This is a genomic window from Veillonella magna DSM 19857 (genome assembly GCF_000428745.1).
GTDB lineage: Bacteria > Bacillota > Negativicutes > Veillonellales > Veillonellaceae > Veillonella_A > Veillonella_A magna.
In genome coordinates, this window is record NZ_KE386796.1 from 5,012 (window position 1) to 30,441 (window position 25,430).

Here is a 25,430-nt window from a genome sequence, read left to right on the forward strand (position 1 = left end):
AAATCTGCTTATGAGGTATGGCAGGCTGCAGGTAATCAGGGAGATGAAAAGGATTTTATTGATTCCTTAAAAGGTAAAGACGGCATTGACGGTAAGGACGGCTTCGGTGGTTCCACCTTTATTACAGGAGATGGTACAGCTATTACCAAGGTAGGCGATGATATTTACAAAGCATCTGATGTTAATCCTGATGGCACGGTTAAGAATGGTGCGGTGAAGCTTGATACGCAATCACTTGGTGATAAACCATCGCAAGCATTGACAGATATTAACGGTTCTACGAATACTCCTGTAAAATTAACCAATGTAGCTGATGGTGAAAAAACTAAGGATTCCACCGATGCAGTGAACGGTGGTCAGCTCTATGCTGTTGAGCAGAAAGTAGATACTAATACGGAGCGCATCGGACAGGTAGCACAGCAGGTTGGTAACAATACACAAGCTATTCGCGATCTTCGTAAAGAAAGCCGTAAAGGCGATGCGATGAATGCGGCTCTTGCAGCTCTTAAACCTATCGCCTATAATCCGGCAGAACCTACACAGATCATGGCCGGTGTAGGATTTAATCGTGGTGAACAGGCGGTGGCTATCGGTGCGGCTCATTATGTAAACGGACGCACTATGCTTAATGCCGGTATCGCTTATGCAGGAAATTCTGATGTGATGGCTAACATTGGTGTTACTTGGAGAGTAGGTCAAGGCGAAGTTCCGGAAGACAAAGCGGTAGAAGCAGATAAAGCAGCGGCAGAATTAAACAGCCGTGTACAGTCGTTGGAACAGACCGTTAATGAACAGCGTGAACAGATTGAAAAATTAATGGCTTTGTTACAGGCAAAATAAAAAGGGCAGTATAACGTAAAAGGGATGCGTTATCCTTGTATCCAAATAAAAAAACGTATATGAGATAGTGGGTGTGTCGGTAACTATAACAGCCGCAGCAATCGTGCGAATGTGCATGGTTGCTGCGGCTGTTTACATAGATGGATATTAAGTTTGTAGTATAGAGTGCTTCACTCCTGAGGCTCTCCCGTCTGATATAAATCGGTAAGATAGCTGATGATATCGCGACTGGCATAGGATAGATATTTATTGCGCGGCCAAGCGATGCCGACGGTTACTTTCATGCGCGGCGAAGTGGGACGAAGTACGACATCGTCGCGATGTAAGGTCACTTTATCCAGTAGAAAGGACAGGCCGATGCCGCTAGCTACGGAATCGATATTGCTTTGTATATGATTGGAGGATAAGGCTATCTGTGGGGCAAAGCCGGCCTTGGCACATTCATCGAAAATGCGTTGGCGATGAAACGAATCTAAACGCATCATAATTAACGGTTCGTTACGAAGGTCGCTGAAAGGAATTTCTTCCTTGGCCGCTAACGGATGGTTACGGGGAACACATAGCTTGTGTTCGGCCGTAAACAATGGCAGTGCATCGATAGTATCGTCCAACTTATCTATGATTACCAATGCCAGGTCGAGCTCTTTGTGGAGAAGTCGTTGGCGCAATCCGATGGAGCCATCTTCCACAACCATGAGTTCCCAATGGGGATGGGTATTGCGAAAATAAGTAATAAGCGGTGCAAAGGTAAAGGTACCGATCATGGGAGGAATTCCCAAGGTAATGGTGCCGGACTCCTTATCGCGGGTGTCTTTTATTTCGTCGACGATATTTTGTAAATTAGATAACAGCGGAAGAATCGCTTCGTAGAAACGCTTGCCCTTCGGGGTGAGCGTTACTTTTTTATATTCCCGCGTAAATAATTTTGTCCCTAGTTCTTCTTCTAATTTTTTTATGGCCACAGTAATGTTTGGTTGCGATACGTAATGCAATTCTGCGGCTTTTGTTAAATTACCCAAACGGGCAGCGGTGATGAAATATTCAAGCTGACGAAGTTCCATAGATACTCTCCCATAAATATAATTTATTGCATAGATATTATAATATATTTCTCAAAAATGCAAGTGGTTGCTATGATACAGGTATGAAGTGATATGCACTATGGGATCCGGACCCGTCTCGTGTTATGGATAGCGTATGCTATGAGGTTAAGGAGGATAGCAATGAGAGTAATAAATACGGCGGAAGTTATACCTGTCATTGAACGGTTGTGTAAGAAGGCCTGTTATGAATTAAATGATAATGTAATGAATGCATTTCGTTGTGCTTTGGAGAAGGAAGAGTCACCTATTGGCAAGGAATCGTTAGAGATTTTAATTGAAAACGGTGAATACGCTAAGGAACACCAACTGCCGTGTTGCCACGATACAGGAGCAGCCGTGGTGGTTATGGAAATCGGTCAAGCGGTAGCTTGGGAAGGTAAGCCGCTGGTAGAGCAAGTGAATGAAGGCGTACGCCGCGGTTATGGTACGGGATATTTACGTAAATCGATTGTTGATGATCCGTTAAATCGGAAAAATACGGATGACAATACGCCGGCGGTAGTACATACGGAAATTGTTCCCGGTGATGCGGTGAAGATTACGGTTATGCCGAAAGGCGGTGGTAGTGAAAACATGGGTGCCTTTAAGGTACTCTTGCCCGGTGAAGGTGTAGAGGGTGTGAAAAAATTTGTTATGGAAACGGTGGAACGCGTTGGCGGTAATCCTTGTCCTCCGTATATTATCGGGATTGGTATCGGGGGCACTATGGATCAATGTGCTTGGATGGCTAAGAAATGTTTGCTCCGTCCCATCGGTGAACGTCATGCGAATCCTTTTTATGCCAAGCTGGAAGAAGAACTGTTGGAATTGGTAAATAAAACGGGTATCGGGCCTATCGGTATGGGCGGTCGCACAACAGCACTTGATGTACATATTGAATATCATGGTGTTCATATTACGGCATTGCCGGTAGCGATTAATTTTCAGTGTAATGCGGCTCGGCAGGCAACCGAGATTATCTGATAGGAGGAATCAGCGATGGAAGTGACATTACCCTTAACGAAGGAGTTTGTGAAAACATTAAAAGTAGGTGATGTACTGTATTTGACAGGCTATGTGTATACGTGCCGCGATGCCGGACACAAACGTATTCAAGAAGCCTTGGCCAGAGGAGAACAGTCACCGGTAGATTGGACCAACCAATTAATTTATTATGCAGGCCCGTGTCCGGCACCTCCGGGAAAAGTGTTTAATTCCAACGGACCGACCACGGCAGCTCGTATGGATCCCTTTGTAGAGATGATGTTTCAGCAAGGGGCGGTGGCTATGTTGGGAAAAGGCGACCGTGCGCCGTATGTTGCGGAACTGTGCAAAAAATATGGTGGCGTATCTCTTCTCGGTGTAGGCGGTGCTTCGGCCATTAATGCACAAAAAATTAAATCCGCCGAAATCGTAGCCTATGCTGATTTAGGAACGGAATCAATAAAAAAATTGTACTTCGATCGTTACCGCGTTATTGTCGGTATTGATACAGAGGGAAATGTATTACAAAAACAAGAGGTGGCCAAGTATCGTCGGCTATAATTATCTGAGGTATTATCGACTCGGCCGGTAAAAGGAATCGGCCGAGTATGATGGTGTTTCAGTATTGGATTAGGTAAATGAGTGTATGGCGAGGGAGCTACCAGTTATGAAACAAGTATTGTGGAAAGGCGCTGTTATTATAGGTAGCGGTTTATGTATTTTGGCGCTACCGGTGCCGGAGGGATTGCAAATTCAGGCGTGGCAATTATTTGCGCTGTTTGTATCTACGATTATAGCTTTTATTCTGCAGCCGTTACCCATCGGGGCGTTGGCCTTTATGAGTATTACGGTAGCCATTGCTACTAAGGTGTTAAAACCGGCGGCGGCACTGTCCGGCTTTTCGGATAGTACTATTTGGCTCATCGTATCGGCATTTCTTTTTGCGAAAAGTTTTATAAAAACAGGCTTAGGCAAGCGAATTGCTTTTTTACTTATTGAAAAAATGGGCAGTAGTACCCTTAGTTTGGCATATACTATTGTCTTAACAGATTTGATTATTTCTCCGGCAACACCGTCAAATGCGGCACGAGCCGGTGGCGTACTGTATCCTATCGTAAGAAGTTTGGCATCCGCCTTTAAATCAGAGCCGGAAACAAGTCCGCGCCGTGTAGGTTCGTATCTCATGCAGGTTGAATATCAAGGGAATACAATTACCTCGGCGATGTTTATGACGTCTATGGCAGGTAATCCATTGGCTGCTTTGTTGGCAGCTCAAGCGGCAGGCATTGAAATTAGTTGGGGCCTATGGGCATTGGCATCGGTCGTACCGGGTGTGCTAGCGTTGCTGGTAATCCCTTATTATTTGTATAAGGTATATCCGCCGGAATTAAAAAAGACGCCGGAAGCGAAACTGTTAGCGCGGCAGGAATTGGCAGATATGGGTCCTATGACGGGAGCAGAAAAAATTGTGGCTTGCATCTTTGTAGTCGCGTTGCTCTTGTGGAGCACGGCGCAGTACACTGGTATCCATGCTACGGCGGTAGCGATGTTAGGCGTATCGGCGATGCTGTTAACACATATTTTAAGCTGGCAGGATGTTATGCAGGAAAAGGGCGCTTGGGATACATTGATTTGGATGGGAGCCTTGGTAGGCCTGGCAGGACAGTTGGCTAAGTCCGGTTTTATTAAATGGTTCTCTACATCCGTAGGATCTATGTTGACGGGAATTCCGTGGTTATGGGCATTCATTATTTTACTGATAGTATATACATATGCTCATTACGGCTTTGCCAGTTTAACCGCACATATTACGGCGATGTATTCGGCCTTTTTAACGGTTGCCATTGCTACCGGTGCGCCGGCGTATTTGGCTGCTTTGGGATTTGCTTTCATGTCTAATCTTTGTATGTCTATTACACATTATGCGGCTTCACCGGCACCGATTTATTACGGCGCTGGCTATGTACCGCAGGGAAAATGGTGGAGTTTGGGATTTCAGGTATCCGTTATTAATTTGATTATATGGATAGGCGTAGGCTCCTTGTGGTGGAAAACCCTGGGATTGTGGTAACAAGTCTGTGACAACAATATAAGTAATACTATATAAAAAGCACATCTATCTTGGCGTGTCATTCGTAAGACATGACTGCTAAGATAGATGTGCTTTTTTATGTATTCAGTTTCATTTTACAATTATCCAAAAACCTTTAATGGACGTTAAAACATAAAAACCCCGGCAGACTTCCACTCTGCCGGGGTTTTGCCTTATGCAATATCTATCCTTTTACCTACTTGCAGTATAGCAGAAGTTAAGACTTCTGTAAAATAGTACAGGTTTTATATTTTTCTGACGCCTTACCTGTATGATTGTTTTCGTAATTATAATCAATCGCTTTGATACTTGAGACCGTATGCTGTTTTCATGTATATGCAGTGATTAAGTTATAAATATAATTTTATTTATGATTGTCGGAGCGAGAAAAATCGTAGATTGATAGACGGCTCTCTTTGGAGTTTAAGGTGGATATATTAGTAATCTACAGGCAAAAGCGATGATGGATTATCATATATAAATAGGTGGACATAACTATTCTATAGAAAGTATAATATAAACATAAGGCGATCGATGTTACAAACAAATCTATAATCAAGTATAGAGAGAATTAATCATGACGGATGATTGCCGGACCATTGAGAAAAGGAGGGACTGTATATGTTACAGGTTCGTGAAGAAGTACAAGCGATGAAGGAACAAATGACGGCGTGGTATGAAGCGTTGCACAAACGACCGGAGCCGTCCTTTGAGGAATATGAAACGACGGAGTTTATTCGGGAAAAGCTGGAGGCCATGGGTGGTTACCGTATGTGGCAGGTCATGAAGACGGGACTTATAGCCGAGATTGAAGGCGGCAAGCCGGGACCGGTAATTGCATTGCGCGCCGATATCGATTGCTTGCGCATGCAGGAACTGACGGATGCGCCGTTTAAATCGGAGAAGGAAGGTCTCATGCATGGTTGCGGTCATGACGGTCACACGACGATGCTGTTAGCGGCGGCTGCTTTTTTGAGTGCCCATAAGGAAGAGCTTGTCGGCACCTATCGTCTGCTGTTTCAACCGGCGGAGGAATTGCCGCCGGGAGGAGCGCTGGAGTATGTGAAGGCCGGTGTGCTGGACGGCGTTGATTATGTATTGGGACAGCATGTGATGCCTTTCTTGCCGACAGGTCAATTCGGTATAAAGCCGGGACCGATTATGGCGGCGTCGGATCGATTCTATATTACGATTCACGGCAGCGGCGGTCATGCTTCGCAGCCGCATTTGACGATTGATCCGGTAGCGGTGGGCATTCAAATCGGTGCCAACTTGCAAATGTTGGTATCGCGCGAAGTGGATCCCTTGGATCAGCTGGTGGTAAGCTTGACGAATTTTCATGCCGGTTCCGGCGCAGTGAATGTCATTCCCGGCGAGGCGGAGTTGTCCGGCAGCGTACGAACTTTTAATGAAGACACGCGGCAAATGGCAGCGAAGCGCATCAAGGAAATTGCGGAAAGCGTGGCGGCGGCCCATCGGGCAACGGTAACTGTGAAGTACACCTTCGGTTATGATGCCACGGTTAGCGATGAGTATGTAGCATCCGTCGTGCGCGACGTGGCAGCGGATTCCTTCGGTGAAGAAAACTTGCCGACCATTACTCCGCTTATGGGCGCAGAAGATTTTTCGCGTTATCTTAAGGTCGTACCGGGATGCTTCTGGTTCCTCGGCATCGGCAATGAAGAGAAGGGATATACGCATCCCATTCATCATGGCTGCTTCCGCATCGATCCGGATGCATTGCCTTTAGGCGCGGAGCTGCTGCTGAAGAGTGCCTTTGCTTTGGCAGAGCGTCATGAAAGCAGAAGTATACGGGAGGTGTAACATATGACAGGTAAAGTATTGGCGGATATGCTGTATGCATTGGGTGTATTGAGCATGTTTTTGCTGTTAGGCGTATATATTCGGGCGAAGGTGCCCCTGTTTCAAAAAACATTTATACCCGCCTCGGTTATCGGCGGTTTTATCTTATTAATTTTAGGACCTATCGGTTTGGGGTGGCTTCCTATTCCGAAAGAGTGGCTCAAGCTATATGCGTTAATCCCTGGCATTTTGATTGTGCCGGTGGTGGCTTCGGTGCCGTTGGGGTTAAAGCTCAATGCACAGGATAAAACGCTGCGCGGCGTAATTCCTCTCTTTTGTATCGGTACGGCGGTGGCTATGGCGCAATTTGCGTTGGGCTTCGGCACGCACATTGCTTTTAAAGATAGCTTTGATTTTTATCCCACCTTCGGTTGGGAATTGGGCCTTGGCTATGTAGGCGGTCATGGTACGGCGGGACTGCTCGGCAATATGCTGCAAGGTATGAATCTCGGTTTCTGGGAAACAGCACAGGGCGTGGCGGTAACAACGGCGACCTTTGGCTTGGTCGGCGGTATTATTATCGGCATGATCCTCATCAATATTGCAGCGCGCAAAGGCTTTACACAAACTTTGCAAAAGCCCGGCGATATTCCGCACAGCTTTAAGGTAGGTTATGAAAAAGATATTACCAAGCAGCCCTCTATGGGACGGGAAACGACGCTGTCCTCCTCTATTGACGCCTACGCTTTTCATGTGGCGATTATCATGGCCGTATGTGCTATGGCCTATGCTGCGTTGGGCGCGGTGAAGGGGGCCAACATTCCGGTGCTCAAAGATATTTCCATTTGGGCGTATTGCATTGTTATTATGTTCATTGTGTGGTGGGGGATTTGCAAATTAAAAATCGATTACTTGGTAGACGGTAAGGTGAAGAGCAAAGTGTCCGGTTCGTTGACGGAGTTTGCCGTAGTGGCCGCCATCGGCAGCATGCCGGTTCATGCGGTGATGACGTATATCGTGCCCATCCTCGTTATGTGTGTTCTCGGTTATATGCTGACCATAGGGATGCTGTGGGTGCTGTGTAAAAAGCTGCTTCGTTCCTACTGGTTTGAACAGATGATTTCCGTATTCGGCATGTCCACCGGCGTATTCTTGACGGGCGTGTTGTTACTGCGCATTTGCGATCCCGATTTTGAAAGTCCGGTGCTGGCTAATTACTCCTTGGCGTACACTTTGTGCAGTGTTACTTACTTTGCACTATTGGCGTTATTCCTTACCACGCTTCTCGAAGGGGGTATTGTGTCGGCCTTCTATCTTGCCATCGGTACGACGGTAGTGCCGCTTATTGCCGCTTTTGTTACAAGTCGTCTCTTTCTAGGCAAGGCATAAGAATCTTTGCTGATGAGGATTAGGATTTTTTTCATTGACAAGCAAAGGAAAACTTTTCTATAATACCACTAGTATCCTTTGTGAGGATGATAGAAAGAATACCTAATATTGTGATGATAAAGACGGTCATGGCAGGTAGTCTGCAGCGAGTCGGCGTATGGTGCGAGGCCGATAGATGAAGCGATGACGGATCACTTTTGAGCAAGCAATACTGAATTGCCGGTGAGCACCGTTATATGCGTGAGTGGCTTTGCCAATGGCAGAGTCAGTAGGGTGGTACCACGGATGTTATGCGTTCGTCCCTTCGGGGACGGGCGCTTTTATTTTTGAGAGGAGAGACTGCAAATGGATTATGGTAAAACATTACATTTACCGGCTACGGAATTCCCGATGCGCGGCAACTTGCCAAAGCGTGAGCCGGAAATTTTAAAATTCTGGGAAGATAATAAAATTTATGAAAAGCGTTTGGAAAAACGCCAGGGCAATAAGCCGTTTGTTTTGCATGACGGACCGCCGTATGCAAATGGTAAGCTTCATATCGGTCACGCCCTGAACAAAACATTAAAAGATATTATTATGAAATACAAGACCATGCAGGGCTATTACACCCCGTACATTCCGGGATGGGATACGCACGGTCTGCCGATTGAACATGCGGTTATTAAAAACACCGGTCTCAATCGTCACGAAATGTCTCCGCTTGATTTGCGCGCTAAATGTAAAGAATACGCCTTGCAGTGCGTAGAAGAACAGAAGAAAGATTTCATTCGCTTTGGTGTATTGGGCCGTTGGGAAGATCCGTACGTAACATTGCGTCCGGCTTTCGAAGTAAAAGAAATCGGCATCTTCGGTGAAATGGCTAAACGCGGTCATATCTACAAAGGTCTTAAAACTGTATATTGGTGTACGCATTGCGAAACAGCGCTGGCTGAAGCGGAAATCGAATACAAGGAAAAGAAATCCTTCTCCATTTATGTAAAATATGCGTACCTTCAGGAAGTAAAACGCACCTTACCGGCTGACGTGCCGACGGATAAAGCATATGCTGTTATCTGGACCACTACACCGTGGACCTTGCCGGCATCCCAGGCTATTTCCGTAAATCCGGAACTCACCTATTCTTGGGTACAGGTAGGTGACGAATACTACTTGATGGCAACGGATCTCGTGGAAGTAGCACTCAAGGATTGCGGTGTGGAAGAATACAAAGTACTCAACACGTTCAGCGGTGAAGAACTTGAAATGGCTACGTTCAAGCATCCGTTTATCGAACGTACGGTGCCGGTATTCCTCGGCGACCATGTTACGCTCGATGCCGGTACCGGTTGTGTACATACAGCTCCGGCACACGGCGAAGAAGACTTTGGCGTATATATGAAATATAAGAACGACGGCAAGGTTGATTTTGAAATCGCTTCCTTCGTGGGACCGACCGGCGAATATGTAAGCGCCGTAGATACCGATCGCTACGGCGATACGGAACAGTCGTTGGCCGGTGTGGAAATTCATGATGCGGAAGTACCGATTTTGAAAATCGTGGCTCACAACGGGGCGCTCCTTCATAAGGGTACCTTGCGCCATCAGTATGCACATTGCTGGCGTTGTAAAAATCCGGTTATCTACCGCGCTACGGAACAGTGGTTCTCTTCCGTTGACGGCTATCGTCAGCAGGCCCTCGATGTAATCGACAATCAGGTACAGTGGATTCCGAAATGGGGCCATGACCGCATTTACAACATGGTAGCCGATCGCGGTGACTGGTGTATTTCCCGTCAGCGTGCATGGGGCGTGCCGATTCCGATTTTCTATTGCAAAGAATGTGGCGAATACGTATGTAACGATGAAACTATCAAATCCGTTCAGGCATGGGTAGCCAAGGAAGGCTCCGATGCATGGTGGGCTCATACGGAAAAAGAATTGTTGCCGGAAGGCTTTACTTGTCCGCATTGCGGTCATGATGAATTCCGCAAAGAAACGGACATTATGGACGTGTGGTTCGACAGCGGTTCCTCTTGGGCAGGGGTACTTGAAAATGAAGGTATCGATGTACCGTGCGCTATGTACCTGGAAGGCTCCGACCAGCATCGCGGTTGGTTTAACTCTTCTCTTTTGACCGGCGTAGCTACTACCGGTCATGCACCGTACAATGCCGTATTGACTCACGGTTTTGTTGTGGACGGCGAAGGCCGCAAGATGTCCAAGTCCGTTGGTAACACGGTAGCTCCGTCCGATATCATCGATGTATACGGTGCGGACGTTATGCGTCTTTGGGTATCTTCCGCGGACTATCAGGCAGACGTGCGTCTTTCCAAAGAAATCGTAAAACAGCTGTCCGAAGTATATCGTAAGATTAGAAATACGTTCCGTTTCCTCCTTGGCAACTTGGATGATTTCGATCCGAACAAGGATAAGGTAGCCTATAAAGATATGACGGAACTCGACAAATGGGCATTGCTCCGTTTGGAAGAAGTGCGTCGCAAGGTAACGGAAGCGTATGAAAACTATGAATTCCATATCTTGTATCACGCGATTCATAATTTCTGCACCGTTGATCTCAGTGCGTTCTACTTGGATGTATTGAAAGATACAATGTATGCGGAAAAGGCAGACAATAAAGCGCGTCGCAGTGCGCAGACGGCGGTATATGAAATCCTTACGACCTTGGTTCGCATGGTAGCGCCGGTATTGTCCTTCACCGCCGAAGAAGTATGGCAGTACATGCCGAAGGAAGAAGGCATGGGCATCAGCGTTATGTTGGAAGATTGGCCGGAAGGTCACAGTGATCACTATGACGAAGCCTTGGCTGAAAAATGGAATCGCGTATTGGCTCTTCGCAGTGAATTGACGAAAGCGCTTGAAAGTGCGCGTCAGAAGAAGGTTATCGGTCATTCCTTGGATGCGGCTATTACTGTATATGCAGATGGCGAAGCATACCAAGCATTGGCCGGACTTGGCAATGAATTCTTAGCTTCCCTTCTCATCGTCAGCGAAGCAAATGTTGTGGAAGGTCGTGCGACAGCACCGGCTGAAGCTGTGGCAACCGAAGAAGGTCACCTCAGCGTAGTAGTAGGTGCCAGCCATTATGAAAAATGCGAACGTTGCTGGATTCATCGCGAATCCGTAGGGCAGGATGCGGAGCATCCGACTCTGTGCCATCGTTGCGCAACTGTATTGGCAGACTAATATTGTATAAATAAAATAATCGACCTACTGTCATAGGTGTTGGAAGCCCGGTCTAACGAAGGGCGTTCTGCACACCTATGACAGTAGGTCTTTTTTATGCGTAGCAAGTCAGGTCTTGCGAATGACATCTAGCGACGATGTTACAGATGTCGGCTAAAGGGGAGAACGAATGACATTGCTCAACCTATATACAGGGATTTTTTTAATAGGATGCCATACAGTGAATGCAAGCGCTGAACAGAGTCGAGGGGGGAGGAAGCCCGGTCTGGCGAAGGGCGTTCTGCACACCTATGACAGTAGGTCTTTTTGATGCATAGCAAGTCAGGTCTTGCGAATGACATCTAGCAACGATGTTACAGATATTTTATAAATTTTATTGACGACTTTCTTTTCCTCGTGCTATAATAAGCCGTCAGGTTGATGTACCTGGCTTTTTTAAGTTGCCTAAAACTTGACAGACATATAGGGCTGTGGTAGTCTATATAAGCATGTTATCTTTTTGTGCAACAACTAACAGATTAAAGTGAGGTGTATCCGGATGCGTAATGCAGTAACTTTGGCATGTACTGAATGCAAACAGCGTAACTATCAGACCAACAAAAACAAGAAAAACAATCCTGATCGTATTGAAATGATGAAATACTGCAAATTCTGCGGTAAACACACGTTGCATCGCGAAACGAAGTAATTTTATTTCAATAATTCCTGATGATTTAAGGATGTGAAACGATGGCAGGGTCTAACTCGACAGTACAGCAGCGTCGTGGCGGAGCTGGCAAGTTTTTCCGCGAAATGAAGGCTGAACTTAAAAAAGTAGTCTGGCCGACCAAGAAAGAGCTCATCAACTACACAATCGTGGTATTTGTGACAGTTATCTTCATCGCCGTATTGATCGGTATCGTTGACGGTATCTTCTCAAAACTCTTTGAATTGTTGATGCACTTAGTCGGATAGGAGGCCTTCACATGGAAGCAGATAAGAAATGGTATGTAATTCATACATATTCAGGCTACGAAAATAAAGTAAAAACCAATCTGGAACGCAAGGTGCAGTCCATGGGTATGGAGGATGTTATCAGCCGTATCCTGGTTCCGTTAGAGGAAGCTACCGAAGAGAAGGATGGGGTTAAAAAAGTAGTTAAGCGTAAAATTTTCCCGGGCTATGTACTCGTTGAAATGGAAGTCAACGATAAATCCTGGTATGTGGTGCGCAATACGCCTGGTGTAACGGGGTTTGTAGGCTCTGCTACGAAACCGGTACCGTTATCTGATTCCGAGGTCGAATATATTCTCAAATCACAGGGATTGGATCAAAAGCCGAAACAGGATATTGATGTTGAGGTAGGCGAAACAGTGCGCATTACTTCCGGTGCCTTTGAAAATATTTTGGGCGTTATCGATGAGATTAATCACGAAAAAGGAACATTGAAGCTTACGGTGGAAGTGTTCAATCGTGAAACTCCGGTAGAGGTAGAATTCTCTCAAGTCGAGAAAATTCTTTAATATATATACATATAACTCTAAAAACTTTTTAGGCGGCTTTGGTGGTCGCCAGTGGGAGGATGTAAACATCCGTTACCACCACATTTTGAGCGCAAGGAGGTGTAATCACCATGGCTAAAAAAGTTGTTAAAATGGTAAAACTTCAGTGTGAAGCAGGAAAGGCTAGTCCGGCACCACCGATTGGTCCGGCACTTGGTCAGGCTGGTGTTAATATTATGGCATTCGTTAAGGAATTTAACGAACGCACTGCACAGCAGGCCGGTTTGACAATTCCTGTAGTTATTACTGTATTTGATGATAGAAGCTTCACTTTTATCACTAAGACGCCGCCGGCAGCTGTTCTCTTGAAGAAAGCAGCAGGTATCCAGAAGGGTTCCGGCGTACCGAACCGTGATAAGGTAGCAAAAGTTGGTCGCGATAAAGTTCGTGAAATCGCTGAACTTAAAATGCCTGACTTGAATGCAAATACTGTAGAACAAGGCATGCGTATGGTAGAAGGTACTGCACGCAGCATGGGTATTGAAATCGTTGATTAATGAGCGTACGACGTGTGCCTAGCACACATCGGTGGGAGGGTATTCCCGTTTAACCACATAAGGAGGAAATTAAGATGGCAAAAGTAGGTAAGAAATACGCTGAAGCAGCTAAACTTATCGAAGCCGGCAAATTCTACGAACCGGTAGAAGCTGTTGAGCTTGTTAAGAAAACTGCTACTGCTAAATTCGACGAAACTGTTGAAATCTCTTTCAACTTGAACGTCGATCCTAAATACGCTGATCAACAAGTTCGTGGTGCCGTTGTTTTACCGCATGGTACTGGTAAAACCAAACGCGTACTCGTATTTGCGAAAGGCGATAAAATTAAAGAAGCTGAGGAAGCCGGCGCAGATTACGTTGGTTCCGAAGAATTAGTGGCTAAAATCCAGGGCGGTTGGAGCGACTTCGATGTTGCTGTAGCAACTCCGGACATGATGGGTCAGGTTGGTCGTCTCGGTAAAATCTTGGGTCCTAAAGGCTTGATGCCGAACCCAAAGGTTGGTACCGTTACTATGGACGTGGCTCGTGCCGTTAATGAAATCAAAGCCGGTAAGATTGAATATCGTACCGACAAAGCCGGTATCATTGCTTGTGCAATCGGTAAAGCATCTTTCGACGCTGAAAAATTGCTTGACAACTATCGCACAATCGTTGATACTATTATCAAGGCTAAACCGGCAGCTGCTAAAGGTCAGTACATTAAGTCTGTAACCTTGAGCGCTACTATGGGCCCCGGTGTTCCGCTTAACGTTTTCAAATTGACTAACGTTACTAAGGAACAGTAATTACATATGTTCTCTTAGCTGTAGACCGCAGGTATGTATAATGGATGCAAATCCGCCCGCAGAGGCTGACACCGAATCTTGATACGAAACGGTTACGACCTCATCGCGTTGCGGTGGGGTCGTTTTTTACGCTAAGATAGTACATAGAGCATCACCAAAATCTACAAGGAGGTATTCTAATGGCTGTCACTACAGAAAAACAGGCAATTGTTGCTCAGATGAAAGAAAACCTTTCCGAAGCAAAAGGTGCCGTATTGGTTGGTTACAATGGCTTGACAGTAGCACAGGTAACCGATCTTCGCCGTAAGTTCTTGGCAGAAGGCGTTGAATACAAAGTAATCAAAAATACTTTGACTCGCATCGCTGTTAACGAACTCGGCCTTGAAGGCTTCGCTGAACATTTGGAAGGCCCGACTGCATTGGCTATTTCCAAAACTGATGCCGTAGCTCCGGCTCGCATTATTGAAGACTTCATTAAAGATACTAAAACCGAAGCAATTAATGTAAAGGTTGGTATTGTTGAAGGTAAAGTGGTTGACGCTGAAGAAGTTAAGGCTGTTGCAAAACTGCCGAACCACGAAGGCATGCTTTCCATGCTTCTCTCCGTACTTCAGGCGCCGATCCGCAACGTGGCTTATGCAGTAAAAGCTGTTGCAGACAAAGACGAAACCGTAGCTTAATCTCTACGAATAAAATCTTGGTATGGTTAAATACTAATATACAACATGGAGGAAATACATCATGGCACTTAACATCGAAAACATCGTTGCTGAATTGAAAGAAGCAACTATCCTTGAATTAAATGATCTTGTAAAAGCAATTGAAGAAGAATTCGGCGTAACTGCTGCTCCGGTAGCTGTAGCTGCTGCTGGTGGCGCTGCTGCTGGTGGCGAAGAAAAATCCGACTTCGACGTAATCTTGAAAGACGCTGGCGCTTCCAAAATCAACGTTATCAAAGTTGTTCGTGAAGCAACCGGTCTTGGCCTTAAAGAAGCAAAAGCTTTGGTTGACGGCGCTCCGTCCCCGATCAAAGAAGGCGCTCCGAAAGCTGACGCTGAAGCTCTTAAAGCTAAATTGGAAGAAGCAGGCGCATCTGTTGAACTTAAATAATTCGGCTGCAGCATGAGCTGCTCCGTAGAAATCGCCTCGGTGCATGTATGTGCATCGAGGCGATTTTTTTTATTTTATAACTTCGGATACATTTATTATACAGATACATTTATCATATAAGCCTACAGACAGTAGATAAGCCAATCATTGTGAAGTGTTTGCCATTCAAGAGTTTTTGTTGAAGAGTGTACCGCTAATTGTACTGCTAATTGAGTTTCTGTTGAAGGGTGTATTGATACTCTGATAGTATCTTGAAGAAATTAATGGGACGCATGGGGTTATCCTATAAAATAGATTATATGTAGGGAAGAAAAATTTTAAATCCGGTTGTTTGCATAGGTTATTGACAGGGAGGGGCTGCGTAGGATACAATAGGTTTCGCGAAAACATAAATGAGATAAAATATCATTTGTGCAAATAGACAATTAACAAACATAGATTCATAACGCCAAGTGTGCGTGTAATTCATTTCAAAAAACCGTGGGTACGGTTTCTTCATAAGTGTGTATATAAAAGAGAGGTTTTACTATGGCAAAAGCCAAGGTAGCGGCCTCGGTGAAGGACTATCCCGGTACAAGATTACAGGCGCATTTGCAGACAAGGTACAGTTGGGTCCTTCCGGGCCTGACTGTTTTTTTATTTATTGTGATGATAGGTGCTATCAGTATTGGCAGTACGATGATCAGTGGTAGCGATACCTTGCGAATTATAGCAGCCAAGCTGGGTGGCTATGATGAAGTGCCCCACATAGCACCGGCATTGGTGGATATTGTTTGGGATTTGCGAGTACCACGTGTTATCTTGGCGGCTACCGTCGGTGCCGGTTTGGCGTTGGCTGGTGTCATCATGCAGGCATCGGTACAAAATCCATTGGCGGAGCCTTTTATTTTGGGCATTGCCTCCGGTGCTTCCGTAGGCGCGGTAGTGGCCATCCTCTTGGGAGATATCATCGGAGTCTCTATGGGACTTCCTTTATGGGCATTCTTCGGTGCGTTAGGTGCCACTTTGTCGGTGCTGGCTCTTTCCGGTATGGGCAGGCGGATATCAACGGTCAAGCTTGTGTTGGCCGGTGCCGTTGTCAGCGCATTGTGTACGGCTTTGTCCAATTTTATCGTGTACATGGCTGCCGACGCGGAAGGGATGCAAAGTGCTGCGTTTTGGACGATGGGTTCGTTGGCAGATGCCAAATGGGAGCGTTTGCTTTGGCCGGTATCGGTAGTGGCGCTGATGAGTGTATATTTTCTGTCGCAAGTACGCATTTTGGATGCCATGTTGTTAGGTGAAGATATTGCTCTAACATTGGGGATCAATGTACACCGCAAACGACGTTGGTATATGGCATTGGTTGCTTTATTGACGGGACTTCTAGTAGCACAATGCGGCATTATCGGTTTTGTGGGGCTGGTGATTCCGCACATGGCTCGCAGTATATGGGGCGCCGGGCATAAACGATTATTGCCGGTAGTTATTCTCAGCGGAGCCCTCTTTCTGGTGGTTGCGGATTTGTTATCACGCATTTTGTTACCAGCCGGTGATTTGCCTGTTGGAATTTTAACGGCTTTGTTAGGTGCGCCGTTGTTTATGAAATTATTATTTGGCAAAGCAAATAATTTCGGCGGTTAGGAGGGATGGTATGGCAGACAATGTAAAAAAGCTAAGGCTACATGAAATTCGCATTGATGGATTGTCTTACACCGTAGATAATGCGACAATTTTGCATAACCTTAGTGTTACCCTCCCGGCTGATCGTTTTGTAGGACTTATTGGTCCGAACGGTTGTGGTAAATCAACGTTGCTAAAACATTTGTATCGGGTACTTCCGGTTCAGCAAGGAGTGATTTATTTTGATGACGTCCCCATATCGGCCATCTCTTTAGGTGAAGCGGCACAGTGCATCGGTGTTATGGGACAATTTCATGCGGTGCAGTTTGATTTCACTGTATGGCAGGTAGCCATGATGGGACGGACGCCGTATAAAAAATATTTCGATGAAGATACGGAAGAGGATTATCGCATAGCGGCCGAAGCGTTGCGGCGCGTTGGCATGTGGGAAAAAGCAGAGCGCAGCTTTTTGTCTTTGTCCGGCGGTGAACAGCAGCGCGTCATGTTAGCACGGGTGCTCACGCAGGAGCCGACGTATCTTATTTTGGATGAGCCAACTAATCATCTGGATATTACGTATCAATTTGAATTGTTGTCCTTGGTGAAAGACTTGGGTATTGGTGTTATTGCGGCTCTTCATGATTTGAATTTAGCGGCTATGTTCTGCGATGAAGTCGTAGTCATGGAGAAGGGACGCGTGGTGACAATGGGACCACCGAATGCGGTATTGACGGAGAATTTGATTCAACGTATTTATGGCGTACCCAGTGTAGTGAGTCGTCATCCGGAAGGTTATCCGATGATTCGTTATGAAAGGCCGAGCCATGGACCGGCGTAAGGTGTGGCCTCGTTTCATTCGCTTTGTGAGCGCGACCATGTGGATCTTGATCGTAGGAACCGTGCTTTTACTGGCCCTCGGTCATGGACGCTTTCCGTCGTGGGGGCAAGGGGAAGCAACGAATCAAGACACTTCGCATAGACCGCAGCGTGTCCTGGTAACCTATCCGGGGGCAACAGAACTTTTGATTGACCTCGGCGAGGCACGCCGCATTGTGGGGACAGTGGCACCTTACGGTGTGGAACCGCCACAATATAAACGGCGGTACGAAGCGTTGCCGATTATCGACGCGCCTTATGTGCCCAGTCGCGAAGACGTGTTGGCCTTGAAGCCGGATATGATCATTGCATGGTCTCATCATTTTACGCCTACCTACTTAGGCGATAAAAGTAATTGGCAAAGACGAGGCATAACTACGTATGTTGTACCAGCTACGATTCGTAAAGGGCAACCGACAGTAGAGAGTACGGTGTTTCCTTTCATTGATGACATGGGTCGCATATTCGGTATTGAAGCGAAAGCGGCGGCGTATAAAAAAAGTTTGGTCAACCGTGTAAATGCGGTCCAGGCCAATGCTGAAAAACGAAAGACAATGGGGCGAGAGCCAACGGTTCTTATTTTACAAGCCCATGGTCACAGCACGTATAGTTTATACGGACCGATTTATGTTATCGACGATATTGTAAAAAAAGCAGGTGGTCGCAATTTGGTAAAACACCAGCTGTCGCAGGTAGGGCCGGAACGAGTACTCGGGTTTGATCCCGATTATATTGTGTATGTGTATGCCGGTGATATGAGCGGACATGTGCCGACGGATGAAGAGATGAAAGCATCGCTTATGGCCGATGAAAATTTGCGTCATATGCGTGCTGTTATGAACGGTCATATTATACCGGTTGCTTTCAGCGATGTGAATAATGGCAATGGTCGTACCATTACGGCGTTGGAAACGATAAATAATGGATTGAGTGAGTTTTAACAGTCGCTACAAACGAAAATTTTGTACAGCTTGTATTTGCGTGATGCGTTGTGTAGTGAAGAGACGTGTGAATTTTGATAGAGAGTTTGTAAAGGAGTAGTAATTAATGAAGTCTATGATGAACAAAGCGATGTTAACAGCCTTGGTGGGGTTAGCGTTAAGTGGATCCGCCGTATCGTTGGCCGCCGATGTGCAGGATACGGTATATGATTTCGGCGAGGCTATTACGACGGCCAGCCGAATGGCAGAAAAGAAAATTGATGTGCCGGCGGACACGACGGTGATTACCGCAGAGACGATTGAAAAGGGAAATTACAGTAAGGTGTCCGATGCATTGAAGGCGAATAATGTGCCGGTGGTACAAAAAGGATTTGCGGCGTATCCGGAATTGAATGGTGACACACGAGTTCTTGTTATGGTTAATGGCCGTCGCATGAATTGGGATCATCTAGTTGTCAGCGGTGCCAGCAATGCAGTGAATATTGATCAAATCCCTATGGAAAATGTAGAACGTATTGAAGTAGTGAAGGGACCAAATTCGGCGTTATATGGTGAACGTGCTGTAGCCGGGGTAATTAATATTATTACTAAAGAACCTGAGGAAGGAAATAAAACAACAGTGCGTGCTGAGTACGGAACTTGGAAAGCACGTAAAGCATCACTTATCACGCAAGGCGGCGATACTAATGATCGTTACATGATTACGTATAGCAAGGAACGGCAAAATAATTATAATTATAAAGATGCCAACGGTAATACTCATGAATTTCCCAATAGCTATATAAATCGTGATATGGTTACGGCCCGTTATGATCATAATTATAGTGATGACAGATTATCAGTTGATTTTTCTCGTTCGGAAAAGAAGGACGGTTATGGTATTTCTCTCAAAAATCCTTTAGCAGGTATTTCCAATTATCCGACCGGTAAGCACCATGTCATTGATGCATCTTACGGTGTAACTTATACCTTCGGGGCGTTGACGGAAGGGGAAGGTACCTTCGTACGTGCCTATCGCAATACGGAGAAGACAGATTCCGGTTATGGCAATAGTCCGTATAGTCATGATTTGGCCTATGATGTGGTAGATGGTCAGAAAACGTGGAAGTTAGGTAATCACACGGTGGTGGCGGGTTCGTCGTATAGTAAGGAACATATTCAAGAAGCCAATGCAGGGGTATCTTTCGATAAAAAGGCCATTGTAAAATCGTTGTTTGTGGAAGATAAGTGGGACTTAGGTAGCGGCTGGGCGCTGAACTATGGTACGCGCTTTGAAGATCATGACACCTTTGGTGGTGACTGGGCTTCCCATGTAGGACTTAATAAAAAAATATCGGACGGCACTCATGTATATCTATCTTGGGGACAAGCTGTTAATAACCCTACGTTGAAGATGCTCTATGCAAATACTAAATACTGGAAAGGAAACCCTGATCTTAAACAGGAAAAATCACATACTACTACTCTTGGTATTGACAGTCAAGTCAATGACAAACTATCTGTATCTGCCAGTGTCTATGACAGCCGCTTAAAAAATGCACAGAGCTGGGTGAATGGATATGAAGTCAAGGGCACGGATGATTATGTGCCGGGGTATTATATCAATGCCAATCGTGAAAAACGGCGCGGTCTTAATCTAAGTGCTCATTATAAAATCGATGATTCGTGGGGAGTGCGTGCTGGCTATCGCTATAGTAAGATTGAACAAGATACAGGCAATGGCTTCTCTAATTGGGAAGACAACCGTGAACCCAATGCATATAGCTTTGAAGTTACTTATGATAAAAATCGTTGGTCCGTAAGCTCCCTCGTGCAGTATGTGACAGGGCGTTCGGAAAAACGATACACGGATACATCGTATGTAACTTGGGATATGAACGTAAATTATCGGTTGAATGAAGCCACAAAGTTCTATGTAAAAGGATTTAACTTAACTAATGAATCTTACGAAATCGTACCGAGTGCAACTCTTGGTGCTTACGCTATGCCGGAGCGTCACTTTGTTATCGGTATGGAGCATTCGTTCTAAGCACAATGCAAAATAAATTGTATAAGCCAACATGAGAACAATCGAATAGGCAAGTGTTTACTATAAATGAAAGGACGTCATCGATTGAGGTCCGGTAGAGAAAATGAGGAGGAATACGTATGGAACTGTTAGCTATGTTTCACCAAGGCGGGTTGGTTATGTATCCGCTGTTACTGTGCTCTATTATCGCGGTAGCTATTTTAGTGGAACGATTGAGAACGTATAAGAAAGCAAAATCAAATATGGCAATGCTGCGGGAAGAGATTCCTGCTCATATCCATGAACGGGAGGCGTTACTGGATATTTGCGTTCGCGACGGTGGCGTAGCTGCCGAGATGGTATATGCCGGAGCAGCGCAGGGCGGTACGCCGGAGCAACAAAATCAGCGCATGCAAAGCGCAGCGGTAACGATTGCCGGTCGCTTGCGTTCGTATCTAAATTACTTGGAAACTATTGTCACCTTGGCACCGCTTTTGGGATTGCTTGGTACGGTAACCGGTATGATTAGCTCCTTCAATGTGCTTTCCGTAGCTGATGGTCAACCCTTTGCAATTACTGCCGGTGTAGGGGAAGCCTTAATTGCGACGGCCACCGGTCTTTGTGTGGCTATCATTGCGTTAGTAATTCACACCTATCTGGTGCAGGTCCAAGATAAACTAATCACGGACATGGAAGAAATGGGGAATGTGTATATAGGTGCGTTGACCGGTATGTCGCTGATGAATGACGGTGAACAGGTACGTGAAGTAGCAGGTGATGTAAGTGCAGCTTAGAAGTTTACGGACAACCAACAAACCACGCTTAATGATTATTCCCATGATTGACATCATTTTTTTCCTGTTGGTGTTTTTCATGATGAGTATGCTTTCCATGGTCGTGCAACGATCGATGCCGGTGCATTTGCCGACGGCTTCGGCCAGTGCGGTTGATGTGCAGCGTAAAATTCCTATTACGGTAACGCAAGACGGTAAGATTTATGTGGAAGAAGAACAGACTACCTTGGATGGTATGATGACGCGATTACAATTGGAAAAGGCAAAAGGCCAGGAGATTACGATTATCCTGCGCGCCGATACAAAAGCGGAATACGGTGCCTTTGTACAAGTGCTGGACACACTGAAACAAATGGACATTACTAAAATTGCCGTAGCCACGGAACGTAAGTAGGTGATGGACATGGAGCCTACAAAAGAGTGGCAGCCTTTTGCCCATAGGTATACATCGTGGCGCATGCCGTGGTTGGTTTCACTGGGCATCAATGCGTTACTGGTATTGGGACTGGTAACTTTCATGATGCTTCCTGCCGGTGAAACCGAAGCCTCTAAAGGTGTGGACATTGCTATTGTCAGTGACAGTGAAGTCGGTTCGGCCCCTGCAAAGGGACCGAAGGTGACAGCACCTGCACAAGCAAAGGTAGCACCGCCCAAGCCATTGTCGCCGGAGGCGGTAAAGGCGATTCAGAATGGAGTACCTGTGAAAGAAGTGGAAAAAACATATACGCCGCAGACTGCGGCAACGACGACAACAGCGACAGAAGCCGGTACATCCGCGGCGGTAAGCGGTGATGGTTCCGGCAATGGTGCGGCAACGGGTAGCACAGGAAATAATGGTAATGATTCGGGTGCAGGCGAAGGTGTGGGCAGTGGCACCGGCGATAAAGCGGATCCTGCACCGCCGCATGATCCCGTTATCGTAGCACCACAATTAATACGTGCCCATCAACCGACATTGCATTTGAATGCTGCTGTTGTGGTGGGTATGTACATTGATGAAAACGGCAATGTTACCGATGTAGATGTGGTAAGTGCCGAAGGCGATAGTCGAGCCGTAGGGCCTTCGTTGGCGGCGGCAAGAAAATTTAAGTTTTCCCCGAAGACAATCGATGGTGTGGGCGCACCGTCTTATGGGACGCGCACGTTTACATATAGACAGGGGTAAAGAAGAGCATCGTTATTCATGTTGAATCCGCTGACGGTTAACTTCGATGTAAGGGGGACTGTTTACCGCTAGCAACCTATGATATAATATAGGGACGAAGACTATTCCGGGCAGGACAATATACGGCTTGCCCTAGACTCGGCAAAACAGTAGCACAATATGTGAACGATTGAGGGAGGATATAATGAACCAAAAAGAGCTCGTTATCGTTGTTGACTTTGGTGGACAGTATAATCAGCTGATTGCCCGTCGCGTCCGTGAAAACCACGTGTATTGCGAAGTGTATCCGTATAATAAAGCGGTGGCAAAAATTAAAGAGTTACAGCCGACAGGTATTATCTTTACCGGTGGTCCGAACAGTGTATATGAAGAAGGATCGCCGCGTATTGAAAAAGAAGTATTTGAAATGGGAATCCCCGTACTCGGCCTTTGCTACGGTATGCAGCTTATGGCTCATACTTTGGGCGGTGAAGTAAAATCGGCTGCGGCTCGCGAGTTCGGTAAAACGCCGACAAAGGTGAACACGGCCTCTCCGCTTTTCAAGGGATTATCCGAAGAAGAAATTGTTTGGATGAGCCATGTGGATTATGTAGCACAGGTGCCGGAAGGCTTTGAAATCGTAGCACATACGGATAACTGCCCGGTGGCAGCTATGCAGAATCCGGCGCGCAAGCTTTATGCTATGCAGTATCATCCGGAAGTGCTTCACAGTGAACACGGCAAGGAAATGATTCATAACTTCCTTTTTGAAGTATGCGGTTGCAAGGGCGAATGGACAATGGCTAACTATGCCAAGACGGCTATTGAAGATATTCGAAAAACTGTTGGTGATGGCAAAGTGTTGTTGGCTTTGTCCGGCGGTGTAGACAGTTCCGTAGCGGCAGCCCTTATTTCCAAAGCTATCGGAAGTCAGTTGACTTGTATTTTTGTTGACCATGGCTTGATGCGTAAGAATGAAGGCGACGAAGTAGAAGCGGCGTTCAAAGATTCCGGTATGAACTTCATTCGTGTTGATGCGGCAGACCGTTTCCTCGGGCGCTTGGCCGGTGTGGAAGAACCGGAAAAGAAACGTAAAATCATCGGTGAAGAATTCATTCGTGTATTCGAAGACGAAGGACGTAAGATTGGCTCTGTTGATTTCTTGGCACAGGGTACGATTTATCCGGACGTTATCGAATCCGGTGCAGGTGATGCGGCGGTGATTAAGAGTCATCATAATGTAGGTGGCTTGCCAGCTGTTGTTGATTTCAAAGGCCTTATCGAACCGCTTCGCAATCTTTTTAAAGATGAAGTGCGTGAGTTAGGTGCCGAATTGGGTTTGGCGGATTACCTCGTATGGCGTCAGCCGTTCCCGGGACCGGGCTTGGCTATTCGTGTTATGGGTGAAATTACGCGTGAAAAGTTGGATATCCTTCGTGATGCAGATGCCATTTTCCGCGAAGAAATTGCCAATGCTAAATTAGACCGCAGCATTAATCAGTACTTTGCGGTGTTGACGACAACGCGTACTGTAGGTGTTATGGGCGACTTCCGCACATATGACTATACCTTGGCATTGCGCGGTGTAACTACAACTGACTTCATGACTGCCGACTGGGCACGCATTCCTTATGATGTATTGGATACAATTTCCAGTCGAATCATTAACGAAGTACAGCACATTAATCGCATTGTGTACGATATTACATCTAAGCCGCCGGCTACCATTGAATGGGAATAAGTTAATATAGCTGTAACGGGCAATTTGTAGTATGTTGATGAACCGATACCTTTGTTATTGAAAACCATGTTATAGTGGTTGAGGGGCAAGGGTATCGTTTTTTTGTACTTTGTGTATAGCTATGTTGTTGATTATGACCAAGAGATTTTCTGATTTTTGATAAAAGAAGATAGATATTTTTTCAATTTATGATGTACGATATACATGTCTTTAGGGGAGGAGATGTAGGATACGTTTGACAGTGGGCAGATATCTTCTGTATAATTAACTTAATTAAATAAGCAGAATGCAAGATTTGAAAAAATAATGGAAGGAGGTGTGTTGTGATGGCTCCCGTTGAAGCAGTAGTGGAACAAAATAACGTAACAGTGAGAGAAAAGCGTTCGTATTTAATGCGTGAAAATTCAGGGGGGGTATACTTATAAAAATAATCTGTATATAATTAAAAATAGATATAAAAGTAGAACGATTGCGAGCCGTTATGTAAATAACGGCCTTTTGTGTTGCCATTTTGTAGCTTTGAAGGATGCCATTGTAACATGCATAACTCATTAAAGAGAGGCAAGCTGTTTATTTATACAAAAAATGTTGTATTGGTTATAGAGCGATAGGGTGAGTAATATGAAAGTAAATAAATCGCAATTAACAAAATTAATTTTATCTAGCGTAATGGCAACTTCTGTAGTGGGTGGTGCCATGGCGACAGTGAGTGATCAGGATTTTTCGAATCTGCAAACGGATGTAAATATTATCAGTGCTAAAGTAACGCGTATAGATGGTGAATTAACGGATATAAAGAATACGGTAAATGATGCATCTACAGCACAGCGAGGGGCAGAAGAAGCTAAAACCGGTGCGGAAGCGGCACGGGATGAATCTGTACAAGCAAAAGATAGTGCTGTAGAAGCACAAGGAAAGGCGGAAACGGCACAGCAGGGAGCTGAAACGGCTCAATCTGCAGCGGAAACTGCACAGAATAAGGCAGAAGTAGCACAGCAGGGAGCCGAAACAGCACAAT

Annotated in this window: 24 protein-coding genes; 23 read left to right on the top strand and 1 reads right to left on the bottom strand. The window is 45.7% G+C overall.

The features are described 5' to 3' along the window. Positions 1 to 840: YadA-like family protein (locus G344_RS12250; RefSeq protein ID WP_028256118.1), on the top strand; the 840-nt coding region annotated here is incomplete at its 5' end. Positions 841 to 1,010: 170 nt separating this feature from the next. On the opposite strand, the gene G344_RS0110170 is transcribed toward G344_RS12250, so the two are convergent. Further along, complete coding sequence (locus G344_RS0110170) at positions 1,011 to 1,901, bottom strand: LysR family transcriptional regulator (protein ID WP_028256119.1); 891 nt, start codon at positions 1,899 to 1,901, stop codon at positions 1,011 to 1,013. Between the two features lie 162 nt (positions 1,902 to 2,063). Between G344_RS0110170 and G344_RS0110175 the strand changes: the two genes are divergently transcribed. The 22 genes from G344_RS0110175 to G344_RS0110285 all read left to right on the top strand — a co-directional run. Then, entirely contained in the window at positions 2,064 to 2,906 is an 843-nt protein-coding gene (locus G344_RS0110175; RefSeq protein ID WP_038155492.1) for a fumarate hydratase, read from the top strand. Positions 2,907 to 2,921: 15 nt separating this feature from the next. Continuing rightward, a complete protein-coding gene (locus G344_RS0110180; protein WP_028256121.1) occupies positions 2,922 to 3,467 on the top strand; it encodes a FumA C-terminus/TtdB family hydratase beta subunit in 546 nt (181 codons plus the stop codon). Positions 3,468 to 3,573: 106 nt separating this feature from the next. Beyond that, positions 3,574 to 4,977 carry an anion permease gene (locus G344_RS0110185; RefSeq protein ID WP_028256122.1) on the top strand — a complete coding sequence of 468 codons (1,404 nt, stop codon included), beginning with the start codon at positions 3,574 to 3,576 and terminating at the stop codon, positions 4,975 to 4,977. Between the two features lie 642 nt (positions 4,978 to 5,619). Beyond that, a complete protein-coding gene (locus G344_RS11325) occupies positions 5,620 to 6,822 on the top strand; it encodes a M20 metallopeptidase family protein (protein ID WP_051245922.1) in 1,203 nt (400 codons plus the stop codon). A gap of 3 nt (positions 6,823 to 6,825) precedes the next feature. Beyond that, a complete protein-coding gene (locus G344_RS0110195; protein WP_028256123.1) occupies positions 6,826 to 8,190 on the top strand; it encodes a sodium/glutamate symporter in 1,365 nt (454 codons plus the stop codon). A gap of 345 nt (positions 8,191 to 8,535) precedes the next feature. After that, the gene (gene ileS / locus G344_RS0110200; protein WP_028256124.1) at positions 8,536 to 11,373 is read left to right on the top strand and encodes an isoleucine--tRNA ligase; all 2,838 of its coding nucleotides are present in this window, start codon (positions 8,536 to 8,538) and stop codon (positions 11,371 to 11,373) included. Positions 11,374 to 11,911: 538 nt separating this feature from the next. Beyond that, positions 11,912 to 12,061, top strand: coding sequence for a 50S ribosomal protein L33 (gene rpmG / locus G344_RS0110205; protein ID WP_028256125.1), 150 nt, complete (start codon positions 11,912 to 11,914; stop codon positions 12,059 to 12,061). Between the two features lie 41 nt (positions 12,062 to 12,102). After that, on the top strand, positions 12,103 to 12,327 hold the full coding sequence (gene secE, locus G344_RS0110210; RefSeq protein WP_028256126.1) for a preprotein translocase subunit SecE: 225 nt from the start codon (positions 12,103 to 12,105) through the stop codon (positions 12,325 to 12,327). A gap of 11 nt (positions 12,328 to 12,338) precedes the next feature. Next, a complete protein-coding gene (gene nusG / locus G344_RS0110215; protein ID WP_028256127.1) occupies positions 12,339 to 12,875 on the top strand; it encodes a transcription termination/antitermination protein NusG in 537 nt (178 codons plus the stop codon). 110 nt (positions 12,876 to 12,985) lie between these two features. After that, entirely contained in the window at positions 12,986 to 13,411 is a 426-nt protein-coding gene (rplK, locus tag G344_RS0110220) for a 50S ribosomal protein L11 (RefSeq protein ID WP_028256128.1), read from the top strand. A gap of 74 nt (positions 13,412 to 13,485) precedes the next feature. Continuing rightward, entirely contained in the window at positions 13,486 to 14,196 is a 711-nt protein-coding gene (rplA, locus tag G344_RS0110225; protein ID WP_028256129.1) for a 50S ribosomal protein L1, read from the top strand. 179 nt (positions 14,197 to 14,375) lie between these two features. After that, the gene (rplJ, locus tag G344_RS0110230) at positions 14,376 to 14,876 is read left to right on the top strand and encodes a 50S ribosomal protein L10 (RefSeq protein ID WP_028256130.1); all 501 of its coding nucleotides are present in this window, start codon (positions 14,376 to 14,378) and stop codon (positions 14,874 to 14,876) included. Between the two features lie 61 nt (positions 14,877 to 14,937). Beyond that, on the top strand, positions 14,938 to 15,306 hold the full coding sequence (gene rplL / locus G344_RS0110235) for a 50S ribosomal protein L7/L12 (protein ID WP_028256131.1): 369 nt from the start codon (positions 14,938 to 14,940) through the stop codon (positions 15,304 to 15,306). Between the two features lie 528 nt (positions 15,307 to 15,834). Next, positions 15,835 to 16,929, top strand: coding sequence for a FecCD family ABC transporter permease (locus G344_RS0110240; RefSeq protein ID WP_028256132.1), 1,095 nt, complete (start codon positions 15,835 to 15,837; stop codon positions 16,927 to 16,929). A gap of 10 nt (positions 16,930 to 16,939) precedes the next feature. Continuing rightward, on the top strand, positions 16,940 to 17,746 hold the full coding sequence (locus G344_RS0110245) for an ABC transporter ATP-binding protein (protein WP_038155495.1): 807 nt from the start codon (positions 16,940 to 16,942) through the stop codon (positions 17,744 to 17,746). Between the two features lie 37 nt (positions 17,747 to 17,783). Further along, entirely contained in the window at positions 17,784 to 18,725 is a 942-nt protein-coding gene (locus G344_RS11330; RefSeq protein WP_211219576.1) for an ABC transporter substrate-binding protein, read from the top strand. A gap of 106 nt (positions 18,726 to 18,831) precedes the next feature. Further along, positions 18,832 to 20,754, top strand: coding sequence for a TonB-dependent receptor plug domain-containing protein (locus G344_RS0110255; RefSeq protein WP_051245924.1), 1,923 nt, complete (start codon positions 18,832 to 18,834; stop codon positions 20,752 to 20,754). Positions 20,755 to 20,873: 119 nt separating this feature from the next. Next, a complete protein-coding gene (locus tag G344_RS11335; RefSeq protein ID WP_071838126.1) occupies positions 20,874 to 21,527 on the top strand; it encodes a MotA/TolQ/ExbB proton channel family protein in 654 nt (217 codons plus the stop codon). Beyond that, positions 21,517 to 21,921 carry an ExbD/TolR family protein gene (locus G344_RS0110265; protein WP_028256135.1) on the top strand — a complete coding sequence of 135 codons (405 nt, stop codon included), beginning with the start codon at positions 21,517 to 21,519 and terminating at the stop codon, positions 21,919 to 21,921. The genes G344_RS11335 and G344_RS0110265 overlap by 11 nt, the downstream gene beginning before the upstream one ends. Before the next feature lie 9 nt (positions 21,922 to 21,930). Beyond that, positions 21,931 to 22,692: an energy transducer TonB family protein gene (locus tag G344_RS0110270; protein WP_028256136.1), complete on the top strand. Its 762-nt coding sequence runs from the start codon at positions 21,931 to 21,933 to the stop codon at positions 22,690 to 22,692. Positions 22,693 to 22,876: 184 nt separating this feature from the next. Next, positions 22,877 to 24,412, top strand: a complete 1,536-nt coding sequence (gene guaA / locus G344_RS0110275; RefSeq protein ID WP_028256137.1) for a glutamine-hydrolyzing GMP synthase — start codon at positions 22,877 to 22,879, stop codon at positions 24,410 to 24,412. A 621-nt stretch (positions 24,413 to 25,033) separates the two neighbouring features. Beyond that, positions 25,034 to 25,430, top strand: a 397-nt coding sequence (locus G344_RS0110285; protein ID WP_028256138.1) for a hypothetical protein, incomplete at its 3' end; no start/stop codon positions are given.